General features: G+C 62.6%; 8 protein-coding genes. 4 read left to right on the forward strand and 4 right to left on the reverse strand.

The window, feature by feature from the left end:
* Positions 1-35 precede the first annotated feature (35 nt).
* The gene (locus HBN61_RS07060) at positions 36-797 is read left to right on the forward strand and encodes a substrate-binding periplasmic protein (protein ID WP_249275372.1); all 762 of its coding nucleotides are present in this window, start codon (positions 36-38) and stop codon (positions 795-797) included.
* 61 nt (positions 798-858) lie between these two features.
* Entirely contained in the window at positions 859-1,860 is a 1,002-nt protein-coding gene (locus HBN61_RS07065) for a GNAT family N-acetyltransferase (protein WP_170046418.1), read from the forward strand.
* A gap of 53 nt (positions 1,861-1,913) precedes the next feature.
* On the opposite strand, the gene HBN61_RS07070 is transcribed toward HBN61_RS07065, so the two are convergent.
* A complete protein-coding gene (locus HBN61_RS07070) occupies positions 1,914-2,462 on the reverse strand; it encodes an RNA polymerase factor sigma-70 (RefSeq protein ID WP_094994202.1) in 549 nt (182 codons plus the stop codon).
* Positions 2,463-2,829: 367 nt separating this feature from the next.
* On the opposite strand from HBN61_RS07070, the gene HBN61_RS07075 reads away from it, so the two are divergent.
* Positions 2,830-3,588: a thioesterase II family protein gene (locus HBN61_RS07075; RefSeq protein ID WP_170046419.1), complete on the forward strand. Its 759-nt coding sequence runs from the start codon at positions 2,830-2,832 to the stop codon at positions 3,586-3,588.
* A gap of 112 nt (positions 3,589-3,700) precedes the next feature.
* On the forward strand, positions 3,701-16,702 hold the full coding sequence (locus tag HBN61_RS07080; RefSeq protein ID WP_170046420.1) for a non-ribosomal peptide synthetase: 13,002 nt from the start codon (positions 3,701-3,703) through the stop codon (positions 16,700-16,702).
* 47 nt (positions 16,703-16,749) lie between these two features.
* Here HBN61_RS07080 and dsbG read toward each other — a convergent pair whose 3' ends face one another.
* Genes dsbG through HBN61_RS07095 form a run of 3 tightly spaced genes read right to left on the reverse strand, consistent with a single transcriptional unit; the run spans position 16,750 to position 20,114 of the window.
* Positions 16,750-17,523 (reverse strand): thiol:disulfide interchange protein DsbG, encoded by a 774-nt coding sequence (gene dsbG, locus HBN61_RS07085; protein ID WP_169964318.1) that lies wholly within the window; start codon positions 17,521-17,523, stop codon positions 16,750-16,752.
* Positions 17,502-18,371, reverse strand: a complete 870-nt coding sequence (locus HBN61_RS07090) for a TlpA disulfide reductase family protein (RefSeq protein ID WP_170046421.1) — start codon at positions 18,369-18,371, stop codon at positions 17,502-17,504. Before HBN61_RS07090 ends, dsbG begins: the two co-directional genes overlap by 22 nt.
* A complete protein-coding gene (locus HBN61_RS07095) occupies positions 18,372-20,114 on the reverse strand; it encodes a protein-disulfide reductase DsbD (RefSeq protein ID WP_170046422.1) in 1,743 nt (580 codons plus the stop codon).
* Between the last annotated feature and the right edge of the window lie 50 nt (positions 20,115-20,164).

Consider the following 20,164-nt stretch of genomic DNA (forward strand, 5'->3'; position numbering starts at 1 on the left):
TTCGGATGGCTCACAGCATAGTGCTTGTCTTTGGCATGACGGTCTTGACGCCCGTGTGGGCAATTCAGGAAGTCAGGGTCGGCGCTGCTCACTTCCCGCCGTACACCGTGCGTCCCGAAAGTGGCGTCGACACAGGCTTGTTGCCGCAATTGCTCGATGCCCTCAACCAGCTGCAAAACGACTACCGTTTTGTGCCGGTGCCCAGTTCAATTCCCCGTCGTTTCCGCGACTTCGATCAGGGGCGGGTCGATGTGGTGATGTTTGAAAACCCGGCCTGGGGCTGGCAGGACATCGCCTACAGCGCGGTCGACATGGGCCTTGAAGATGCCGAAGTGTTTGTCGCCAGGCAACAGCCGGACCGGCAGCAAAATTACTTCGACGATTTGACCGATAAGCGACTTGCGCTGTTTAGCGGCTACCACTATGCGTTTGCCGGGTTCGACCCATCGCCCAGATACCTGGCGCAGCATTTCAATGCCACGCTCACGTATTCCCACGAAAGTAACCTGCTGATGGTGCTGCGTGGCCGGGTCGATGTGGCGTTAATTACCCGCTCCAACCTCACCGAGTTGCTAGCCCGTAACCCGAAGATCAAAGCACAGGTGCTGGTGTCCGAGCGCATTGACCAGATCTACCACCACTACGCCTTGCTGCGGCCCCAAGCGCCGATCACCGCCCCGCAGTTGGCCGCGATGTTGCAGCAACTGCGTGATAACGGCCGGATCAAGGCGATCTTTGAGCCTTATCAGGTAGCGCTGGTGCCCATGCGTCGGCCACTGGCCGAGGTCTTGCCCTAAATTCTGCGGGCCGGCTAACGTCAAACAGCCTGACTGTTGACGCTAACCGTGAGCCCAAGCCATGACTTTTGAGTTTCTGTTTCAACCTCGCTGGCGCGATCTGAGCGCCGACCTGACTGACACCCGCCTGAGCCTATCTCTGGGGCAGCACCCGCTGATCGATCTGCGCCTGGAGCGTGGCGACACCCTTGAACTGCACCTGCAAGACGATCAGCCCGGCGCCTCGGCGCAAGGCGTATGGGCGGCCTGTTACTGGTTGTTTGCCAGTGACCCTGCCTGTCAGCAATTGACCTGGCAGCTGGATCAGCCTCCGTCGGCGGCACTGCGCAGCGGGTTGTTGCGCGCCACCGATCGTGCCGGTCACTACCACTGCCTGCGCAGCCTGTTCTGGCAACTGCCGCACCCCTGGACCGGCGAAACGGCCGTGGCGGCGTATCCGCAGCATATGGTCATCAGCGAAGGCAAACGTCATCCGCTGCGTGCACCCAAACCGGTGGGCGAGGTGTACCGCCGGTTTGATGCACGGTTGGGCAGCTGGATTTCCCTGCGTACGCTGGATATCGAGGCCGACCTTGAACGCTTCAACCGCTGGCAGAACACGCCCCGGGTTATGGCGTTCTGGGAGGAAGGGGGCACCCTGGAGCGCCATCGCCAGTTTCTCGACACCTTGGCCGCTGACCCGCACACCCTGACCCTGATTGGCTGCATGGATGACGAGCCGTTTGCGTATTTCGAAGCGTACTGGGCGAAAGAGGACCGTATCGCGCCGTTTTATGACGTGGACGATTATGACCGGGGTATTCACATGCTGGTGGGGGAGCACGCGCATCGCGGGCCGCACAAAGTCGCCTGTTGGCTGTCGGCGCTGACCCACTACTTGTTTCTGGACGATCCGCGCACTCAGCGCGTGGTGGCCGAGCCGCGTGCCGACAACGCAAAAATGATCGGCTACATGCAGTCTCAGGGGTTTCACTGCGAGAAAACATTCAACTTCCCGCACAAGCGTGCGGCGCTGATGATGCAAAGCCGCGAGCGTTTCTTCGAAGATTGCGAACTGGTCTAGAGGCTGACCGGGACTTGCAGGGGCGGGTGCGCACCTGCAAGAGGCAATGATGCTCAGCGGCGCGCAAAGGTATCGCGCTGGGTGCCCGAAACCTTGCGGCAGTGGATCAGGGCGTCGCGGATCATGAAGTTCACCAGCGTGGGTGATACCCCCAGCTCCTTGGCAATGTCCTTTTGTTGCACCCCGTGCAAACGGTACATCTCGAAGGCATAGCGCGTACGGCTTGGCAGTTCGGTCAGGGCGTGGGCAATGTTTTCCAGGGTTGAAAAGTTGATGTGCGACGTTTCGGGCGATGCCCCCTGGATGACCACATTCAAGCCTTCCTCTTCCGTGCCGGCGTATTTCTGTTCCAGCGCCTGCTTGCGGTAATGATCGATCGCCAGGTTACGCACGATCTGAAACAGGTAACTCAATTGCGCCTTGAACGATGAGGTGATGTGCGGCGCAGATTGCAAACGGAAGAAGGCGTCTTGCACCACATCTTCAGCCCTGGACCGACACCCGGTGATGCGCGCTGCGATCTTGACCAGGATGAGTCGGTTATCAACAAAGGCTTGAAGTAAGGGTGAATCGCACCTGCTTGTGGACACTTGTTCCGTCATGGAAATCACCTGTTGCAATTGAAAAAGTGCGGGCGCTTGAACAAGCCGCGTCCTACACAGCTGGCAACAAATTAGGTTGAATGATAATGATTGTCAATTGAGAAAGAGAATTAATGAAGCCGCGCGCTCAACTTTGAGATACGCCTCACATCACGCAGCATCCGCTCAACTATGCCGCCCCCTGTGCGACTAATTCTTTGCGTTGGCCAACCGTTCTCTATGCACATGGGCCGGGTTGAGAGCTGGCCACGTAATGGCTCGGACAGGAGGGCAAGATGGCAATAGACCGTAAGCACGTAGCGCATGCAGAGGGCGCTTGCGCGTACCTTCTGCGCAGCTTTCAGGCGTTATGCAATGGCGCCGGGCGATGAGTGAAGTGATCAAAATGCGCCTTTTTTGCCTGCCGCACTCGGGCGCCAGTGCCATGGCCTACAGCCGCTGGCGACGTTCATTACCTGAATGGCTGCATGTGCGCCCGCTGGAATTGCCGGGGCGTGGCATGCGCATGGATGAACCGCTGCAACGTGATATCCAGCGTCTGGCCCATCAGTTGGCCGACGAAATCAGCGCCGAGCTGGACCGGCCGTTTGCCATTTTTGGCCACAGCCTCGGCGGGTTGCTGGCCTTCGAACTGGTGCATGCCTTGCGTGACCGCGGCCTGCCAGAGCCGCTGGCCCTGTTCGCGTCGGCCACTGCGGGCCCGGCCCGGCGCGATGTCAGCGAATACGCGGTGGCCAAGTCCGATGAACAACTGCTCGCGCGCTTGCGTGAGTTGAAGGGCACCGACACCGCCGTACTGGCCAATACCGAGCTGATGCAATTGATGCTGCCCATCCTGCGCGCCGATTTTCTGCTGTGCGGCAGTTTCACCTATGGCCAGCGAACGCCACTCGCGTTGCCGATTCACGTCTTTGGCGGCAAGCAGGACAGCGTTCGCGCCGATCAACTGCTCGACTGGCAGGTTGACACCAACTGCCTGTTTTCCCTCGACATGTTTGAGGGGCATCACTTCTTTCTGGTGGAGCAGGAACAACCCTTGCTGCGTTGCCTGCGCCGCTATGCCGAAGAGCATCTGGCGCGCTGGCGCAACCTTCAGGCCCGGCAAATAGCCAGCGGCCACGTGTAAAGCGCAACCCCGGCTCCTCGTACTTCAAGCAGACCGATTTTTTTCAAGCCTGGAGCCTGTTGGCGTTTCGCTGTCACCGCGAAACCCTGTCGGCCCTCTACAGGAAACCCCCATGATGGACGCGTTCGAACTCCCCGGTACATTGGCTCAAGCCCTGCAACTGCGCGCAGCCCGCACCCCGGACCGCTTGGCTTTACGCTTTCTTGCCGACGATCCGCAGGGTGGCCAGGTGCTGAGCTATGGCGACCTGGACCGGCGCGCGCGGACCATCGCGGCGGCCTTGCAGGCCACGGCCGGGCCCGGAGATCGCGCCGTATTGTTGTTCCCCAGCGGGCCGGACTATGTGGCGGCATTTTTTGGCTGTTTGTATGCGGGCGTGATTGCAGTTCCGGCGTACCCGCCCGAATCGGCGCGCCGCCATCATCAGGAACGTTTGCTGTCGATTCTGGCGGACGCCCAACCCCGCGTCTTGCTCACCAGCAGCGACCTGCGCCAGCCGCTGATGCTCATGGACGCACTGAGCGCTACTGACGCGCCGCAGTTACTGTGCGTGGATGCGCTTGAAACCGGCCTTGCCCAGCCGTGGCAGCAGGTGAATGTGCAGCCCGATGACATTGCCTTTTTGCAATACACGTCAGGCTCCACCGCCTTGCCCAAGGGCGTGCAGGTGACGCACGGCAATCTGGTGGCCAACGAAGTGCTGATCCGTCGTGGCTTTGGCATCGACCTCAACCCGGACGATGTGATCGTCAGCTGGTTGCCGCTGTACCACGACATGGGCCTGATCGGCGGCCTGTTGCAGCCGATTTTCAGCGGCGTGCCGTGCGTGCTCATGTCACCGGCGTATTTTCTGACGCGCCCGCTGCGCTGGCTGGAAGCCATCAGCGAATACGGCGGGACCATCAGCGGCGGCCCCGATTTCGCCTATCGACTGTGCAGCGAGCGGGTCAGCGACAGTGCGAAGGCCGGCCTCGACTTGAGCCGTTGGCGCGTCGCGTACTCGGGCTCCGAACCGATCCGTCAGGACACCCTGGAAGGCTTCGCTGAAAAATTCGCGCCCTGTGGCTTCAGTGCCAGCAGCTATTTCGCGTCGTATGGCCTGGCCGAGGCGACGTTGTTTGTGGCGGGTGGCCAGCGCGGGCAGGGCATTGCGGCGTTACGCCTGGACGAACAGGCGCTGGCAGAAAACCGCATCGTGGCCGGTGACGGCAGCGCGGTCATGAGTTGCGGCACCCAACAGCCGGATCACGCGGTCTTGATCGTCGAGCCCAACAGCCTGGCGGTATTGGCAGACGATTGCGTGGGCGAAGTCTGGGCCAGCGGCCCGAGCATTGCACACGGCTATTGGCGCAACCCTGAAGCCAGCGCCAACACCTTCGTTCAACTCGAAGGCCAGACCTGGCTGCGCACGGGCGATCTGGGCTTTATGCAGGGCGGTGAACTGTTTATCACCGGGCGCCTGAAAGACCTGCTGATCGTGCGCGGTCAAAACCTTTACCCGCAAGACATCGAAAAAACCATCGAGCGCGAAGTACAAGCCGTGCGCAAAGGCCGGGTGGCAGCGTTCGCGGTGAATGTCCAAGGCGAAGAGGGGATCGGCATTGCGGCCGAGATCAGCCGCAGCGTGCAAAAAATCCTCCCGCCCGACGCGCTGATCAACACCATCCGCCAGGCGGTGGCCGACGCCTGCCAGCAGGCGCCGAGTGTGGTGCTGCTGCTCAACCCCGGCGCCTTGCCCAAAACCTCCAGCGGCAAACTGCAACGTTCTGCCTGTGGTCATCGGCTGGCCGATGGCAGTCTCGACTGTTATGCGCAGTTCCCGTCCCGCGACGGTGCGCCGGTGGCCGAAGCGGTCGCAGCGCGCGGCTGCGCGCTGGAAGCGTTGATCGCGCGGGTCTGGTGCGAACACTTGCAGGTCGAGCACGTCACCGCCGACGATCATTTTTTCCTGTTGGGCGGCAACTCAATTCTGGCCACGCAGGTGATCGCTCGCTTGCGAGAAGCACTCAAGCTGGCCTTGAGCCTGCGTGCGTTGTTCGAAGCGCCGACACTGCGGGCGTTCGTCGCGCACATTGCAACGTTGCAAGGCGCTGGCGACCTGGTGCCGGAAGCGATTAGCGTGTTATCGCGTGAACAAGGGTTGCCACAATCGTTGGCGCAAAACCGCCTGTGGTTCATGTGGCAACTGGACCCGACCAGTAGCGCCTACACCATCCCCGGTGCGCTGCGCTTGCGCGGTGAACTGGATGAGGTTGCGCTGAGCAGCAGTTTTGCGCAGTTGGTCGAGCGCCACGAAGCGTTGCGCACACGCTTTTACGAACAAGACGGGCAGGCGATGCAGCGTGTCGAGGAAGCCGGCGGTTTCGACCTGCACATCATTGACATCAGCGACGTGCCCGTCGCTGAGCGAGAGGCGCGTGCGCAGCAGATTCGCGAGCAAGAAGCCCGCACCCCATTCGATCTGGAGCATGGCCCATTGTTCCGGGTCATGCTGGTCAAGCTCGCCACGCACGAACACCAACTGCTGCTGACCTTGCACCACATCATCGCGGATGGCTGGTCGCTGAACCTGCTGGTCGACGAATTCTCGCGATTGTACGCGGCAGCCTGCCTCGGGCAGTCGCTGGAACTCGCCCCTTTGGCCGTTCAATACGCCGACTACGGCAGTTGGCAGCGGCAATGGCTGGCGCAGGGCGAGGCCGGGCGCCAGCTCGAGTACTGGATCAAACAACTGGGCGACGAGCACCCGGTGCTGCGTCTGGCCACTGACCACCCACGGTCGGCTCGCACACTGTCCAGCGCTGCCCGCTATACGCTGACGCTGGATGCCGCCTTGAGTGACGCGGTGCGCTCGGCAGCCCACGGGCACAACACCACGCTGTTTATGTGGCTATTGGCGACATTTCAAACGTTGCTTTACCGCTACAGCGGCCAGCGTGACATTCGCATAGGCGTGCCCAGCGCGAACCGTCCGCGGCAGGAAACCCACGGTCTGATGGGGTTTTTTATCAATACGTTGGTGCTGCGGGCCGAGCTGGACGGGCGATTGCCGTTTAATGAACTGCTGGCGCACACCCGTAAGACCACGCTCGAAGCACAGGCGCACCAGGACGTGCCGTTTGAACAGTTGGTCGAAGCGCTGCCGCAGGCCCGTGAACAGGGGTTGTTCCAGGTCATGTTTAACCACCAGCAGCGCGATTCGGCGGCTTTGCACCGACTGCCGGGCTTGCTGGCCGAGGAGCTGGACTGGCACAGCCGCGAAGCCAAGTTCGATGTGCAGTTGCAGACCGAAGAAGACCGGCAAGGGCGGCTGAAACTGTCGTTCGATTACGCCGACGAACTGTTCGAAGCCGGCACCATTTCGCGCCTGGCCGAGCATTACGTCAGCCTGCTGCGCCAAGTCAGCAGCGCCCCGGAGCAGGCATTGGGCAACTTGCACCTGGTCACGGCCGAGCAATGCGCCGAGCAACAAAGTTGGGGCGCAGCGCCTTGCCCTGCGGCGTCTCAGTGGTTGCCGCAATGGCTGGAGCAACAGGCACAGCAGACGCCCGACGCGCTGGCCCTTCTGTGGGACGGCGGCAGCCTCGACTTTGCCGGGCTGCATGCCCAGGCCAACCGGTTGGCCAATTACCTGCGTGACAAAGGGGTGGGGCCGGACGTGCCGGTGGCGATTGCGGTCGAGCGTTCAGCGCACCTGTTGATCGGCTTGTTGGCGATTATCAAGGCGGGCGGCGCCTACGTGCCGCTGGACCCGGACTACCCGCCAGAGCGTTTGGCCTACATGCTTGAGGACTGCGGCGCGGCATTGCTGCTGACCCAAAGCCCGTTACTGGCAGCCTTGCCCGTCGTGCAAGGCGTCAGCGTGATTGCGATGGACCTGCTCAAGCTCGACACCTGGCCCAGCCATGCGCCGGGCCTGCACCTGCACGGCGATAACCTCGCGTATGTGATTTACACCTCGGGGTCGACCGGCCTGCCCAAAGGCGTGGGCATTACCCATGCCGCGCTGAGTGAACGTCTGCACTGGATGCAGGCCACGTATGGGCTGCAAGCCGATGATGTGCTGATGCAAAAAGCGCCGATCAGTTTTGACGTGTCGGTGTGGGAATGTTTTTGGCCATTGGTGACCGGTTGCCAACTGGTAGTGGCCGGGCCTGGCGAGCACCGTGACCCGCAGCGCATTGCGCATTTGGTGCAGCAGTTTGGCGTCACCACGCTGCACTTTGTGCCGCCCCTGCTGCGTGTGTTTGTGGACGAGCCGCAAACCGTGCACTGCCGCAGTCTGCGCCGCGTGTTTTCCGGGGGCGAAGCGTTGCCGGCTGCGCTGCGGGACCGGGTGCTGGCGCGGTTGCCGAACGTGCAGTTACACAACCGTTACGGGCCGACTGAAACCACGATCAACGTCACCCATTGGGCCTGCAGCGTGGCCGACGGCGAACGTTCGCCCATCGGGCGGCCGCTGGGCAACGTGCTGTGCCGGGTGCTCGACAGCGAACTCAACCCGCTGCCTGCCGGGGTGCCGGGTGAGCTGTGCATTGGCGGTAGCGGCCTGGCGCGGGGTTACCAGCAGCGTCCCGCTTTGACCGCTGAACGGTTTATTGCCGACCCGCTGGGCGAGCCGGGTTCGCGTTTATACCGCACCGGCGATCAGGTGCGCTGGGGCGCACAGGGTGCGCTGGAATACCTCGGTCGTCTCGATCAGCAGGTCAAGGTGCGCGGGTTCCGGGTCGAACCGCAGGAGATCGAAGCGCGCTTGCTGGCGCAGCCCGGCGTGGCACACGCGGCGGTGTTGATTCGCGACACGGCCGCCGGGCCGCAGTTGATCGGGTACTTCACAACGGTTGAACATCACGCGGTCGATGGCCCGCAGCTCAGTGCCGCTCTGGCACGGGAACTGCCGGATTACATGGTGCCCGCGCAGCTCATACAGCTGGCGGCCATGCCTTTGAGCCCCAGCGGCAAGCTGGACGCGCGCGCCTTGCCGCAACCGCAATGGTGCGTGCGCGAACATGTCGAGCCAGACACCGCGCTGCAACAGCAGATTGCCGCCATCTGGCGCGACGTGTTGGGGCAGGCGCGCATCGGGCTGCGTGACGACTTCTTTGCCTTGGGCGGCCACTCCCTGCTGGCCACGCAAATCGTGTCGCGGGTACGTCAGGCCTGTGACGTCGAACTGGCGCTGCGCACGCTGTTTGAAGCCAGTGAGCTGGGCGCATTCGTGGACGCCGTGGCGCTGATTCAGTCAGCCGGTGCGCGCAACACGCAACTGCCGATTGAAACGGTCGATCGCAGCCAACCGGTGCCGTTGTCGTATTCCCAGCAGCGTATGTGGTTCCTCTGGCAGATGGAGCCCGACAGCCCGGCTTACAACGTCGGCGGCATGGCGCGCCTTAAGGGTGTGCTCGATGTGGGCCGTTTTGAGGCAGCCTTGCAGGCACTGATCCTGCGTCACGAAACCCTGCGTACCACGTTCCCGAGCGTAGACGGCGTGGCCTGTCAGAAGGTGCACCGTGACGCGGGCATAAACATGGCCTGGCTTGACCTCAGCGCCCTGGACGAAGCCACCCGGCAGCAGCGTTTACAGGCGCTGGCCGACACCGAAGCGCATCGCCCGTTCGATCTGGAAACCGGGCCGTTGCTGCGGGCGTGCATGGTCAAGGCCGGGGAGCGCGAACACGACTTCGTGCTGACCTTGCACCACATCGTGACTGAAGGCTGGGCGATGGATATTTTCGCCCGCGAACTGGGCCAGCTCTATGAAGCTTTCCTCGATGACCGTTTATCGCCGCTGGCGCCGTTGGCCGTGCAGTACCTGGATTACAGCGTGTGGCAGCGGCAGTGGCTGGCGTCGGGCGAGCGTCAACGCCAACTCGATTACTGGATCGCCAAACTGGGGCATGAACACCCGCTGCTGGAGTTGCCGGGCGACCGCCCTCGGCCCCCGGTGCAGAGCCATCAGGGTGAGTTGTTCCGCTTTGACCTGAGTGATGAACTGGCGGCCCGCGTGCGTCGCTTCAATGCCGAGCACGGCCTGACGCTGTTCATGACCATGACCGCCACGTTGGCCGTGTTGCTCTATCGCTACAGCGGCCAGACCGACGTGCGCATCGGTGCGCCGGTTGCCAACCGCATTCGGCCCGAAAGTGAAGGGCTGATCGGCGCCTTCCTCAACACTCAGGTGCTGCGTTGCCAGCTCGACGCGCACATGCGTGTCGGTGAGTTGCTGGAACAGGTACGGCACACCGTGATTGAAGGTCAGTCCCATCAGGACTTGCCGTTCGATCACGTGGTCGAAGCCCTGCAACCGCCGCGCAGCGCGGCCTATAACCCGCTGTTTCAAGTGATGTGCAACGTTCAGCGCTGGGAATTCCAGCAGCGCCGCGAACTGGCGGGCATGACCGTCGAGTACCTGGCCAACGATGCGCGGGCCACCAAGTTTGACCTCAACCTGGAGGTGACCGACCTCGACCATCGGCTGGGGTGCTGCCTGACTTACAGCACGGACTTGTTTGATGAGCCGCGCATTGCCCGCATGGCCGCGCACTGGCGCACCCTGCTGGAGGCGTTGCTGGGTGATCCGCAACAGCGCTTGAGCGACTTGCCACTGATGCACACCGACGAGCTGCAACAACAGGGGCAGGCCATGGCTGCGCCAGCAGGCGATCACGCGCTGGACCTGTGCATTCACACGCTGTTTGCCGAACAAGCGCGCACGCGTCCCGAGGCCATCGCCTTGACCTTTGCCGGTCAACACATGCGTTATGGCGAGCTGGATAGCCGCGCCAACCGTCTGGCGTGGATGCTGCGTGAACGGGGCGTGGGCCCGCAGGTTCGCGTGGGGCTGGCGCTGGAGCGTTCACTGGATATGGTGGTCGGTCTGCTGGCGATCCTCAAGGCCGGGGGCGCCTACGTCCCGCTGGACCCTGAATACCCGCTGGAGCGCTTGCATTACATGATCGAAGACAGCGGCATTGGCCTGCTGCTCAGCCACCGCGCGTTGTTTGACGCACTGGGGCCTTTGCCTCAAGGCGTGGCGCGCTGGTGTGCAGAGGAAGACGGCGCGCAACTGGCGGCGTACCCGGCAGCCGAGCTGCCACTGATCAGCCTGGCGCAGCATCAGGCTTACCTCATTTACACCTCCGGATCCACTGGCCAGCCTAAAGGTGTGGTGGTGTCCCACGGTGAAATCGCCATGCATTGCCGCGCGGTGATCGACACCTTCGGTATGCGCCCGGACGACTGTGAACTGCATTTTTATTCCATCAACTTTGATGCGGCGACCGAGCGCTTGCTGGTGCCGTTGCTCAGCGGTGCGCGGGTGGTGTTGCGCGCTCAGGGGCAGTGGGACGCTCAGGCAATTTGCCAGCTGATACGCGAGCAGCAGGTCAATATTTTGGGGTTCACCCCCAGCTATGGCAGCCAGCTGGCGCAGTGGCTGGCGACGCAGCAGCAGACCTTGCCGGTGCGCCTGTGCATCACGGGCGGCGAAGCCTTGACGGGTGAGCATTTGCAACGCATTCGGGCCGCGTTCCAGCCGCAACAGTTTTTCAACGCCTATGGCCCAACAGAAACCGTGGTCATGCCGCTGGCCAGTCTGGCGCCTGAGCACCTGGAAGACGGGGCGGGCAGTGTGGCGATCGGCCGGGCAATCGGCGCCCGCGTGGCGTACATCCTCGACGCCGGGCTGGCGCGGGTGCCGCAGGGCGCCATCGGCGAGCTGTACGTGGGAGGTGCCGGTTTGGCACAAGGCTATCACCAGCGCCCGGCCATGACCGCCGAACGCTTTGTGGTCGACCCGTTTTCTGACGAGGGCGGACGGCTGTACCGCACCGGCGATCGGGTGCGCCAACGCGCCGACGGGCTGGTCGAATATGTGGGTCGGGTCGACCATCAGGTCAAAATCCGGGGTTTCCGCATCGAGCTGGGGGAAATCGAAAGTCGCCTGCTGGAACACCCGGCCGTGCGCCAAGCGGTGGTGCTGGCGCTGGACATGCCCGGCGGCAAACAGCTGGCGGCGTACCTGGTGTGCGACGCAGCGCACCCGGAGGACGCGCAGCACGCGGCCTTGCGCGAAGGGCTGAAAGCCCGTCTCAAGGCGCAGTTGCCCGATTACATGGTGCCGACTCATATGATGCTGCTGGCCAACATGCCGCTGACCGCCAACGGCAAGTTGGACCGGCACGCCTTGCCGACCCCGGACCCTGAGCACAACCGTGCGCAGTACGTGGCCCCGAGCAACCCGCTGGAACAGCGCTTGGCGCAGGTCTGGTGTGATGTGCTGAACCTCGGGCAGGTCGGGCTTAACGACAACTTCTTTGAGTTGGGTGGCGACTCGATCCTGTCGATTCAGGTGGTCAGCCGGGCGCGGCAGCTGGGCATCCATTTCAGCCCGCGGGATTTGTTCCAGCATCAAACCGTGCACGCGTTGGCGAGCGTGGCCACCCGTTGCGAGCAGACCACCGCTGAGCAAGGACAGCTCACGGGCGAATCGGCGTTGACCCCGATCCAGCATTGGTTCTTCGATACCCCTATGCCGCACCGCGAGCATTGGAACCAGTCAGTGCTGTTGCAGCCGACCCTGCGCCTTGAACCCGAGCTGCTTGAACGGGCACTGGTGGCATTGCTGGTGCATCACGATGTCTTGCGCCTGGGTTTTGAGCACCGTGCCGGGCAATGGCGCGCCGAATACCGGGGCGATGCCGATCACGGTGTGTTGTGGCAGGCCGATGTGACTGACTGGCGCGCCAGCGAAGCACTGTTTGACGACGCCCAGCGCAGCCTCACGCTGGAGGACGGGCCATTGCTGCGCGCATTGCTGCTCAACGGGCCGCACGGTGAGCAGCGCGTGCTGCTGGTGATTCACCACGTGGCCGTCGACGGTGTGTCCTGGCGGGTGCTGCTGGACGACCTGCAAACGGTTTACCGCCAACTGGCGGCGCATCAACCCCTGAATTTGCCCGCCAAGACCAGCGCCTTCCGTGCCTGGGCCGAACGTTTGCAGGCCTATGCCAGCAGCGATGCGCTGCGCGAAGAGTTGGGGCAGTGGCAACGGCAACTTAACGGGCCACCGGTCGTGTTGCCGTGCGCCCGGCCGCAGGGCAGCAGGCAATACCTGCACGCGCAGACAGTCAGCGTACGGCTGGATGCCGAGCGTACCCGTCAATTGCTGCAACACGCGCCCGGCGCGTACCGCACGCAGGTCAATGACCTGTTGCTGACTGCGCTGGCACGGGTCATGTGCCGCTGGACGGGGCAACCCTCGACGTTGGTGCAACTGGAAGGCCACGGGCGTGAAACCCTGTTCGACGGTATCGACCTGAGCCGCACCGTGGGCTGGTTCACCAGTGCCTACCCGGTGCGCCTGACCCCGCCGCTGAGCGACGATCAGGGCGCTTCGATCAAGGCCATCAAGGAACACCTGCGCAGCGTGCCGCACAAGGGCCTGGGCTATGGCGTGCTGCGCTACCTGACCGACAGCGCGACCCGGCAGGCACTGGCCGCATTGCCGGAAGCGGCGGTGACGTTCAATTACCTGGGTCAGTTCGACCAGAGTTTTGCCAGCGATGCGTTATTCCGGCCGCTGGATGAACCGGTCGGGGCGGCCCATGACCCGCAGGCGCCGTTGCCCAACGAGTTGAGCATCGACAGTCAGGTCTACGGCGGCGAGCTGCTGCTGCGCTGGACCTTCAGCGCTGACCGCTATGACACGACCACCGTGCAGTCGCTGGCGCAGGCCTACCTGCGCGAGCTTGAGGCGCTGATTGCGCATTGTGTGAGCGACGGTGCCGGGGGCCTGACGCCGTCGGACTTCCCGCTGGCCGCGCTCACTCAGGCGCAGTTGGCCGCGCTGCCGGTGCCCGCCGAGTGCATCGAAGACGTGTACCCGATGACCCCCATGCAGGAAGGCATGCTGTTGCACACCTTGCTGGAGCCGGGCACCGGGTTGTATTACATGCAGGACCGCTACCGCATCAACAGTGTGCTGGACCCGCAACGTTTTGCCCGGGCCTGGCAAGCCGTGGTCGCACGGCATGAAGCGTTGCGTGCCTCCTTCTGCTGGAACGCCGGTGAGCACATGCTGCAAATCATTCATCGTCCCGGCGCCACCGCCGTGGACTATCAGGACTGGAGCGATGCGCCGCAGGAAGGCCACGAAGCGCGGCTGCAAGCGTTGCTCAAGCAAGAACGTGAAGCCGGTTTCGACTTGCTCAACCAGGCGCCGTTCCACCTGCGCCTGATTCGGGTCGGGGAGGCGCGCTACTGGTTCATGATGAGCAACCACCACATCCTGATCGATGCATGGTGCCGCTCATTGCTAATGAGCGATTTCTTCGAAATCTACAGCGCGCTAGGCGAGGACCGAGCGCCACAACTGGCGCTGGCGCCGCGCTACCGCGACTACATTGGTTGGTTGCAACAGCAAAACCTGCAACAGGCCAACCAATGGTGGCAGCGTAACTTGCAAGGCTTTGAACACACCACGTACATCCCGAGCGACCGTCCTTTCCTGCGCGAGCATGCAGGCGACAGCGGCGGCATGCTGGTGGGTGATTGCTATACCCGGCTTGAGGTGCAGGACGGCGTGCGGCTGAGGGAGCTGGCGCAACAGCATCAATTGACCATCAACACCTTTGCTCAGGCGGCCTGGGCATTGGTGCTGCGCCGGTTCAGCGGCGAGCGTGACGTGTTGTTCGGCGTCACTGTGGCCGGACGCCCGGTGGCGTTGCCGCAGATGCAGCAGACGGTCGGGTTGTTCATTAACAGCGTGGCCCTGCGGGTGCAGATGCCGGAGGACGGGCAGGCGCTGAGCGTGCGTCAATGGTTGAGCGATCTGCTGGCGCACAACATGGAGCTGCGCGAGTACGAATACTTGCCACTGGTGACGATTCAGGAGCGCAGTGAGCTGCCAAAGGGCCAGCCGCTGTTCGACAGTTTGTTCGTGTTCGAGAACGCGCCCGTGGACATGTCGGTCATGGACCGGGCGCAGCGCCTGAAGGCAACCTCGGACTCGGGCCGCACCCATACCAACTTCCCGCTGACAGCCGTGTGTTACCCCGGTGATGACTTGGGCCTGCACCTGTCCTATGACCAGCGCTACTTCGAGCGCAGCAGCGTCGAACGGTTGTTGGCGCACTTCAAGCGCCTGCTGTTGGCGTTGATGGACGGGCTGGAAGGGGACATGGCGCAGTTGCCCTTGCTGGACGACAGTGAGCGCGCCTTCCTGATCGACGGCTGCAACCAGAGCCAGTGCGACTACCCGCTGGAGCAGAGCTATGTCGCCTTGTTTGAAGCACAGGTGGCGGCGCACCCCGAGCGTATTGTGGCCACTTGTCTGGATGAGCAATGGCGCTACCGCGAGCTGAATACGGCCAGCAATCGCCTGGGGCATGCCCTGATCGCTGCCGGTGTGCGCCCAGACCAACCTGTGGCGTTGCTGGCTGAGCGCGGCTTGCCGTTGCTGGGCATGATTATCGGCAGCTTCAAGGCCGGGGCCGGTTATTTGCCGCTGGACCCGGGGCTGCCGGGTGCTCGTCTGAGCCGCATCCTTGACCTCAGCCGCGCGCCATTACTGGTGTGCACCCAAGCGTGCCGGGAACAGGCGCAAGGGTTGATCGACGACGCCGGGTGCCCGGTCCGTCCGCGCCTGCTGGTGTGGGAGGAGGTACAAGCCGCGGCGCTCGCTGAGCATAATCCGCAGGTTTATAGCCAGCCGGACCACCTCGCGTACGTCATCTACACCTCGGGCTCGACCGGTTTGCCCAAAGGCGTGATGGTGGAACAGCGCGGCATGCTCAACAACCAATTGAGTAAAGTGCCGTACCTGCAACTGACCGGGCGGGACGTGATTGCCCAGACCGCCTCGCAAAGCTTTGACATCTCGGTCTGGCAGTTCCTGGCCGCACCGTTGTTTGGTGCCCAGGTGGCTATCGTGCCGAACACCCTTGCCCATGACCCGCAGGCATTGTTGGCGCAGGTCACTGCGCAGCGCATCAGCGTGCTGGAAAGCGTGCCGTCGCTGATTCAGGGGATGCTGGCGCAGGAGCCCGTGCCGCTCGATAGCGTGCGCTGGATGTTGCCGACGGGTGAGGCGATGCCGCCCGAACTGGCCCAGCAATGGCTGGCGCGGTACCCGGGGATCGGGCTGGTCAACGCCTATGGTCCGGCTGAGTGTTCTGACGACGTGGCGTTCTTCCGTGTCGATCAGGCGTCGACCCAAGGCAGCTATTTGCCGATCGGCACGCCGACCGACAACAACCGTTTGTATGTGCTGGACAGCGCCTTGCAACTGGTGCCGCTGGGCGCCGTGGGCGAGTTGTGTGTGGCGGGCACCGGGGTGGGGCGCGGTTACGTGAGTGATCCGCTGCGCACCGCCACGGCTTTTGTGCCGAACCCGTATGGCGCGCCGGGTGAGCGGTTGTACCGCACCGGCGACCTGGCCCGTCGTCGCATGGACGGGGTGCTGGAATACGTGGGGCGCATCGACCATCAGGTAAAAATTCGCGGTTACCGTATCGAGCTGGGGGAAATTGAAGCGCGTCTGCATGAACAGCCGCATGTACGTGACGCAGCGGTTGGCGTGCAGGAGGGTGCCAATGGCAGGTACCTGGTGGGCTATTTGGTGGCCGCACCTTCGGCGCTGAGTCATGGCGAGCGTCTGGAGCACATCAAGCGACGTCTGCGTGCCGAACTGCCGGAGTACATGGTGCCGCTGCACTGGACGTGGCTGGAGCGGATGCCACTCAATGCCAACGGCAAGCTGGACCGCAAAGCGCTGCCCGCACTCGAGATCGGCCAACAGCCGCGCGAAGATTACGTGGCGCCGCGTACAGAACTGGAGCAGACCCTGGCCGATATTTGGGCTGAGGTGTTGCAGGTGGACCGGGTGGGGATCACCGACAACTTCTTCGAATTGGGCGGGCATTCGCTGCTGGCCACGCAAATTGCGTCACGGGTGCAGAAGGTGTTGCAACGTAACGTGCCGTTGCGGGCGATGTTTGAGTGCAGTTGCGTACAGGCGCTGGCGCAGTACATCCAGGGGCTGGAAGACAGCGAGATCAATGAAGAGAAGGTCGATCGTCTGAGTGACTTGATGGCGGAACTGGAAGGACTGTAATCAACGTTCAGGCCCGTGCGTGTCACCGGCACGGGCCTGACGGGGGGTTATTTCGGGCCGAGGATTTTCGCCAGTTTTTCCGGCGACGGCGCACCTTGCTGCTGTTGCAGGTTGCCCTGTTCGTCGAGGTAGAAAATCGCCGGGGTCGCTGCCACGTCCAGTTCCGACATCAGTTGCATGTTGGCGTCGAGCTGGGCCTGCACGTCAGCCGGGATGCTGCCCAGTGCCTTGAGGGTGCTGGCCTTGCCGGCTTTTTCGTGGTCGTGAAGGGCTTGCTGCGGGTTTTTGGCGGCGAGCAGAGCGGCGGACTTGCCTGGACTGTCCTCACGGATGATGCCGACCATGATGTGGCGCAATTGCACCTTGCCCGCGTCCACCCACGGACGGGCTTGCTCCCAGAACATGTTGCAGTACGGGCAGTTGGGGTCGCTGAACAGATACACGATGCGCGGTGCGTCTTTTTTGCCGTCGGCAATCCAGTGGGTTTTCTCCATGTTGGCCCAGACTTCCTTGGCCATCGGTTCGTACACCATCTTTTGCAGCGGCGCGAGGCTCAGGTCATTGCCGTTTGCGTCATACAAATTACCTACCAGCACGTTGCCATCTTTGGTCAGGTACAGCGCCATGCCGCGGTTCTGATACTGCGCGGCATACCCGCGCAGGCCACTTGGCGCATCAAAACTGCCGACGATTTTCGCGCCCTTGGCTTCGATTTTCTTGATTGCCGGTGGCAGTTCTTCGGCGTGCAACAACGGCGATTGCAGCAGGGCCGCGCCAAGCAGGGCGGTCGTGCTCAGGTTTAACAGTGTGCGGTTACGCATTGGGTATTCCTTGCAGGGTCGCCCGGGCGGGCTGACGATGAAATAGGTGGATCAAAAGTCTCGAGGGCGCGCGCCAGGCTGGCTTCGGACAACTCGCCCAAATGACTGGCCAACAGGCGGCCGTCCGCGTTGTAGAACAGTGTAGTGGGTAACGCCATGGAGCCGACTTTCTGCCCCAACTGGCCACCACTGTCGAACAGAATATTGCTCAAGTTCAGGCCCTGAGTTTCGAGGAAGGTGCTGACACTCTGCATGCTCTCGCCCTGATTGACGAAGAGGAACGTCACGCCTTCGTGTGCATGCTGCGCGTTCTGCAATACCGGCATTTCGCGGCGGCAAGGCGGGCACCAGGTGGCCCACAAATTGATCACCAGCGGGCCGCCTTTGTAACTGTCCAGTTGGACAGATTCGCCATTGGCGTTGCGCAGTACGATGTCAGGCAATTGCGTGCCTTTTTCGTACAGGTTCGAGGCCAAGCTGGCCAGTAGCCAGAATGCCAGGCCACTGGCTATTCCCCAGCCCAGGGGGCGTCGCAAGCCCGTGCGGCGCCAGCCCCAGATTACGGCGCCCACCAGCACCGCCACTAAGCCTGTCCACGCCAGGAAGCCGCCATCGCGCAGGTCGAGCATTTGCAGCGGGTCCTGTTGGAAGTAGCGCCAGTAGGCGATGACAAAACCGATACGCGCCGCGAGCAAGCCCATCAGGAACAGGCTGAACAGCACTGACTCAGGGTTTTCGCCGCCGCGTTTGGCCACCCGCCAACCCACCAGCGTCGCCAGAGCGAGGGCCAGGATCAGCAACAGGTGGTTGATTGCCAGTGCAAACGAACCGATGGTCAGGGTCAGCATTTAGTGGAGTTCCCGGGTGGCTTGCCAGTTATTCAAAAAGGTCTCGGCGCTCACTTCGCCCGTGATGCGCTGGGCGCGACGCTCAACCCCGTTCGGCCCGATCCAGATAAACGTAGGGGGGCCGGGTACGTGATAACGGCTGAGCAGGTCGCGGCTGGCGACAGTATCGTCGGTCACGTCCAGACGCAACAAACGCACACCTTGCAGGGCTTGCATGACCTGCGGTTGGCCGAACACTTTTTTCTCCATCACTTTGCAGGACACGCACCAGTCCGCGTAGTAGTCGAGCATCACCCATTGGCCCTGCGCCTTGGCGGCTACCAGTTCGCGCTCAAGGTCAGGCAAGTTGTTGACTGTGATGAACGCGTCGTGGGCCGCTTGTGAAGGGCTGCCGGCCACTGTTTTTGCGGTGTACACCTGCATCGGCTGCCAAGGGTCGGTGCTGCCGCCCGCGGCGCCGATCAGCATCAGACTGCCCCACAGCCCCGCCAGCAGGCCCAGGGGCGCAAACAGCGCTTTCACGCGCAAATACTGTTGCGCCTGTTGCCACAGGCTGCCTGCCACGATCAGCAACAGCACGCCCCACAAGGCCAGCCACAGCGATTCATCCAGCACCGGGCGCACCAGCAGCAGCGCGGTGCCCAGGAACAGGAAGCCAAACAGACCCTTCATCAGGTTCATCCAGGCCCCTGGCTTGGGCAGGAAGCGACTGCCGACCGTGACCAGCAGCAACAACGGCATGCCAATACCGACGCCCATGGTGAACAGCACCAGGCCCCCTTGCACGGCATTGCCGCTTTGCGCGATGTAGAGCAAGGCGCCGGCCAGCGGAGCGGTCATGCACGGCCCGACCAGCAAGCCGGAAAGGGCACCGAGGACACCGGCCCCGATCAAGCTGCCACCTTTGCGCCCGCGTCCGGCGGTTTCCAGACGATCACGCAGCGCCGCAGGCAATTGCAGTTCGAAAAAACCGAACATCGGCAAAGCAAGCACGACAAACAGCGCAGCAAAACTGCCCAGCAGCCAGGGTTGTTGCAACAGCGCTTGCAAATTGGCACCGAGCAGCGCGGCCAGCACGCCGAGGCCGGCATACACCAGCGCCATGCTGATGACATAACTGCCGGCAACCGCAAAGCCACGGCCTGGGCCCGCGCCGCTACCGACCACCAGCCCGGCGAGAATCGGCAGCATGGGCAATGAACACGGGGTGAAAGCCAGCAGCAGGCCGAGTCCGAAAAACAGCAACAGGCTCCAGCCCAGCGAGCGTTGCTGCAAGCTGGCGGCCAGTGACTGATCCTGGGCCTGCCCCTGCTCGACAACCGCCTGCGTGCCACCCAGGTCCAGCGTCTGACTTTGTGGCGGGTAGCACAGCCCGGCGTCCGCACAACCTTGCCAACTGACGTTGACCTGACCGCTGGCACCTGCCGGGATCAGCAGCTCCAGGTAGTCGCGGTACACCTGCGTGGCGCCGAAAAATTCGTCGCTGTGTGCTTGCCCTTCAGGCAGTACCGGCAGATGCGCGGCATCCAGTCCTTCGAACTTGAAGCGTTTTTTGTACAAGTAGTATTTATCGGTGATTTGCCATTGCAGCCGGGTTTCACCTGAAGGCAAAGGCTCGGACGTGAACACAAATGCTTGGTTAGCCGGCAGGAAATCAGCCTTTTGTTCAAATGGGTTGTCACTGGCGTACGCCTGACTCAAACCCGTGAGTAGCAGGAAAAAAAACACAATCAACTGAGGCATGCGCCAAACCCTGGATGTTCGAATTGACGCTACCTTGGCGGCACTTGATT

Source organism: Pseudomonas sp. WS 5071, assembly GCF_012985765.1.
GTDB classification, from domain to species: Bacteria; Pseudomonadota; Gammaproteobacteria; order Pseudomonadales; family Pseudomonadaceae; genus Aquipseudomonas; species Aquipseudomonas lundensis_A.

What these genes read in the sequence shown, in the direction of transcription:
- HBN61_RS07060 (WP_249275372.1), top strand. Translation starts at nt 36, where the DNA reads ATGACGGTCTTGACGCCCGTGTGGGCAATTCAGGAAGTCAGGGTCGGC.
- HBN61_RS07065 (WP_170046418.1), top strand. Translation starts at nt 859, where the DNA reads ATGACTTTTGAGTTTCTGTTTCAACCTCGCTGGCGCGATCTGAGCGCC.
- HBN61_RS07070 (WP_094994202.1), bottom strand. Translation starts at nt 2,462, where the DNA reads ATGACGGAACAAGTGTCCACAAGCAGGTGCGATTCACCCTTACTTCAA.
- HBN61_RS07075 (WP_170046419.1), top strand. Translation starts at nt 2,830, where the DNA reads ATGAGTGAAGTGATCAAAATGCGCCTTTTTTGCCTGCCGCACTCGGGC.
- HBN61_RS07080 (WP_170046420.1), top strand. Translation starts at nt 3,701, where the DNA reads ATGATGGACGCGTTCGAACTCCCCGGTACATTGGCTCAAGCCCTGCAA.
- dsbG (WP_169964318.1), bottom strand. Translation starts at nt 17,523, where the DNA reads ATGCGTAACCGCACACTGTTAAACCTGAGCACGACCGCCCTGCTTGGC.
- HBN61_RS07090 (WP_170046421.1), bottom strand. Translation starts at nt 18,371, where the DNA reads ATGCTGACCCTGACCATCGGTTCGTTTGCACTGGCAATCAACCACCTG.
- HBN61_RS07095 (WP_170046422.1), bottom strand. Translation starts at nt 20,114, where the DNA reads ATGCCTCAGTTGATTGTGTTTTTTTTCCTGCTACTCACGGGTTTGAGT.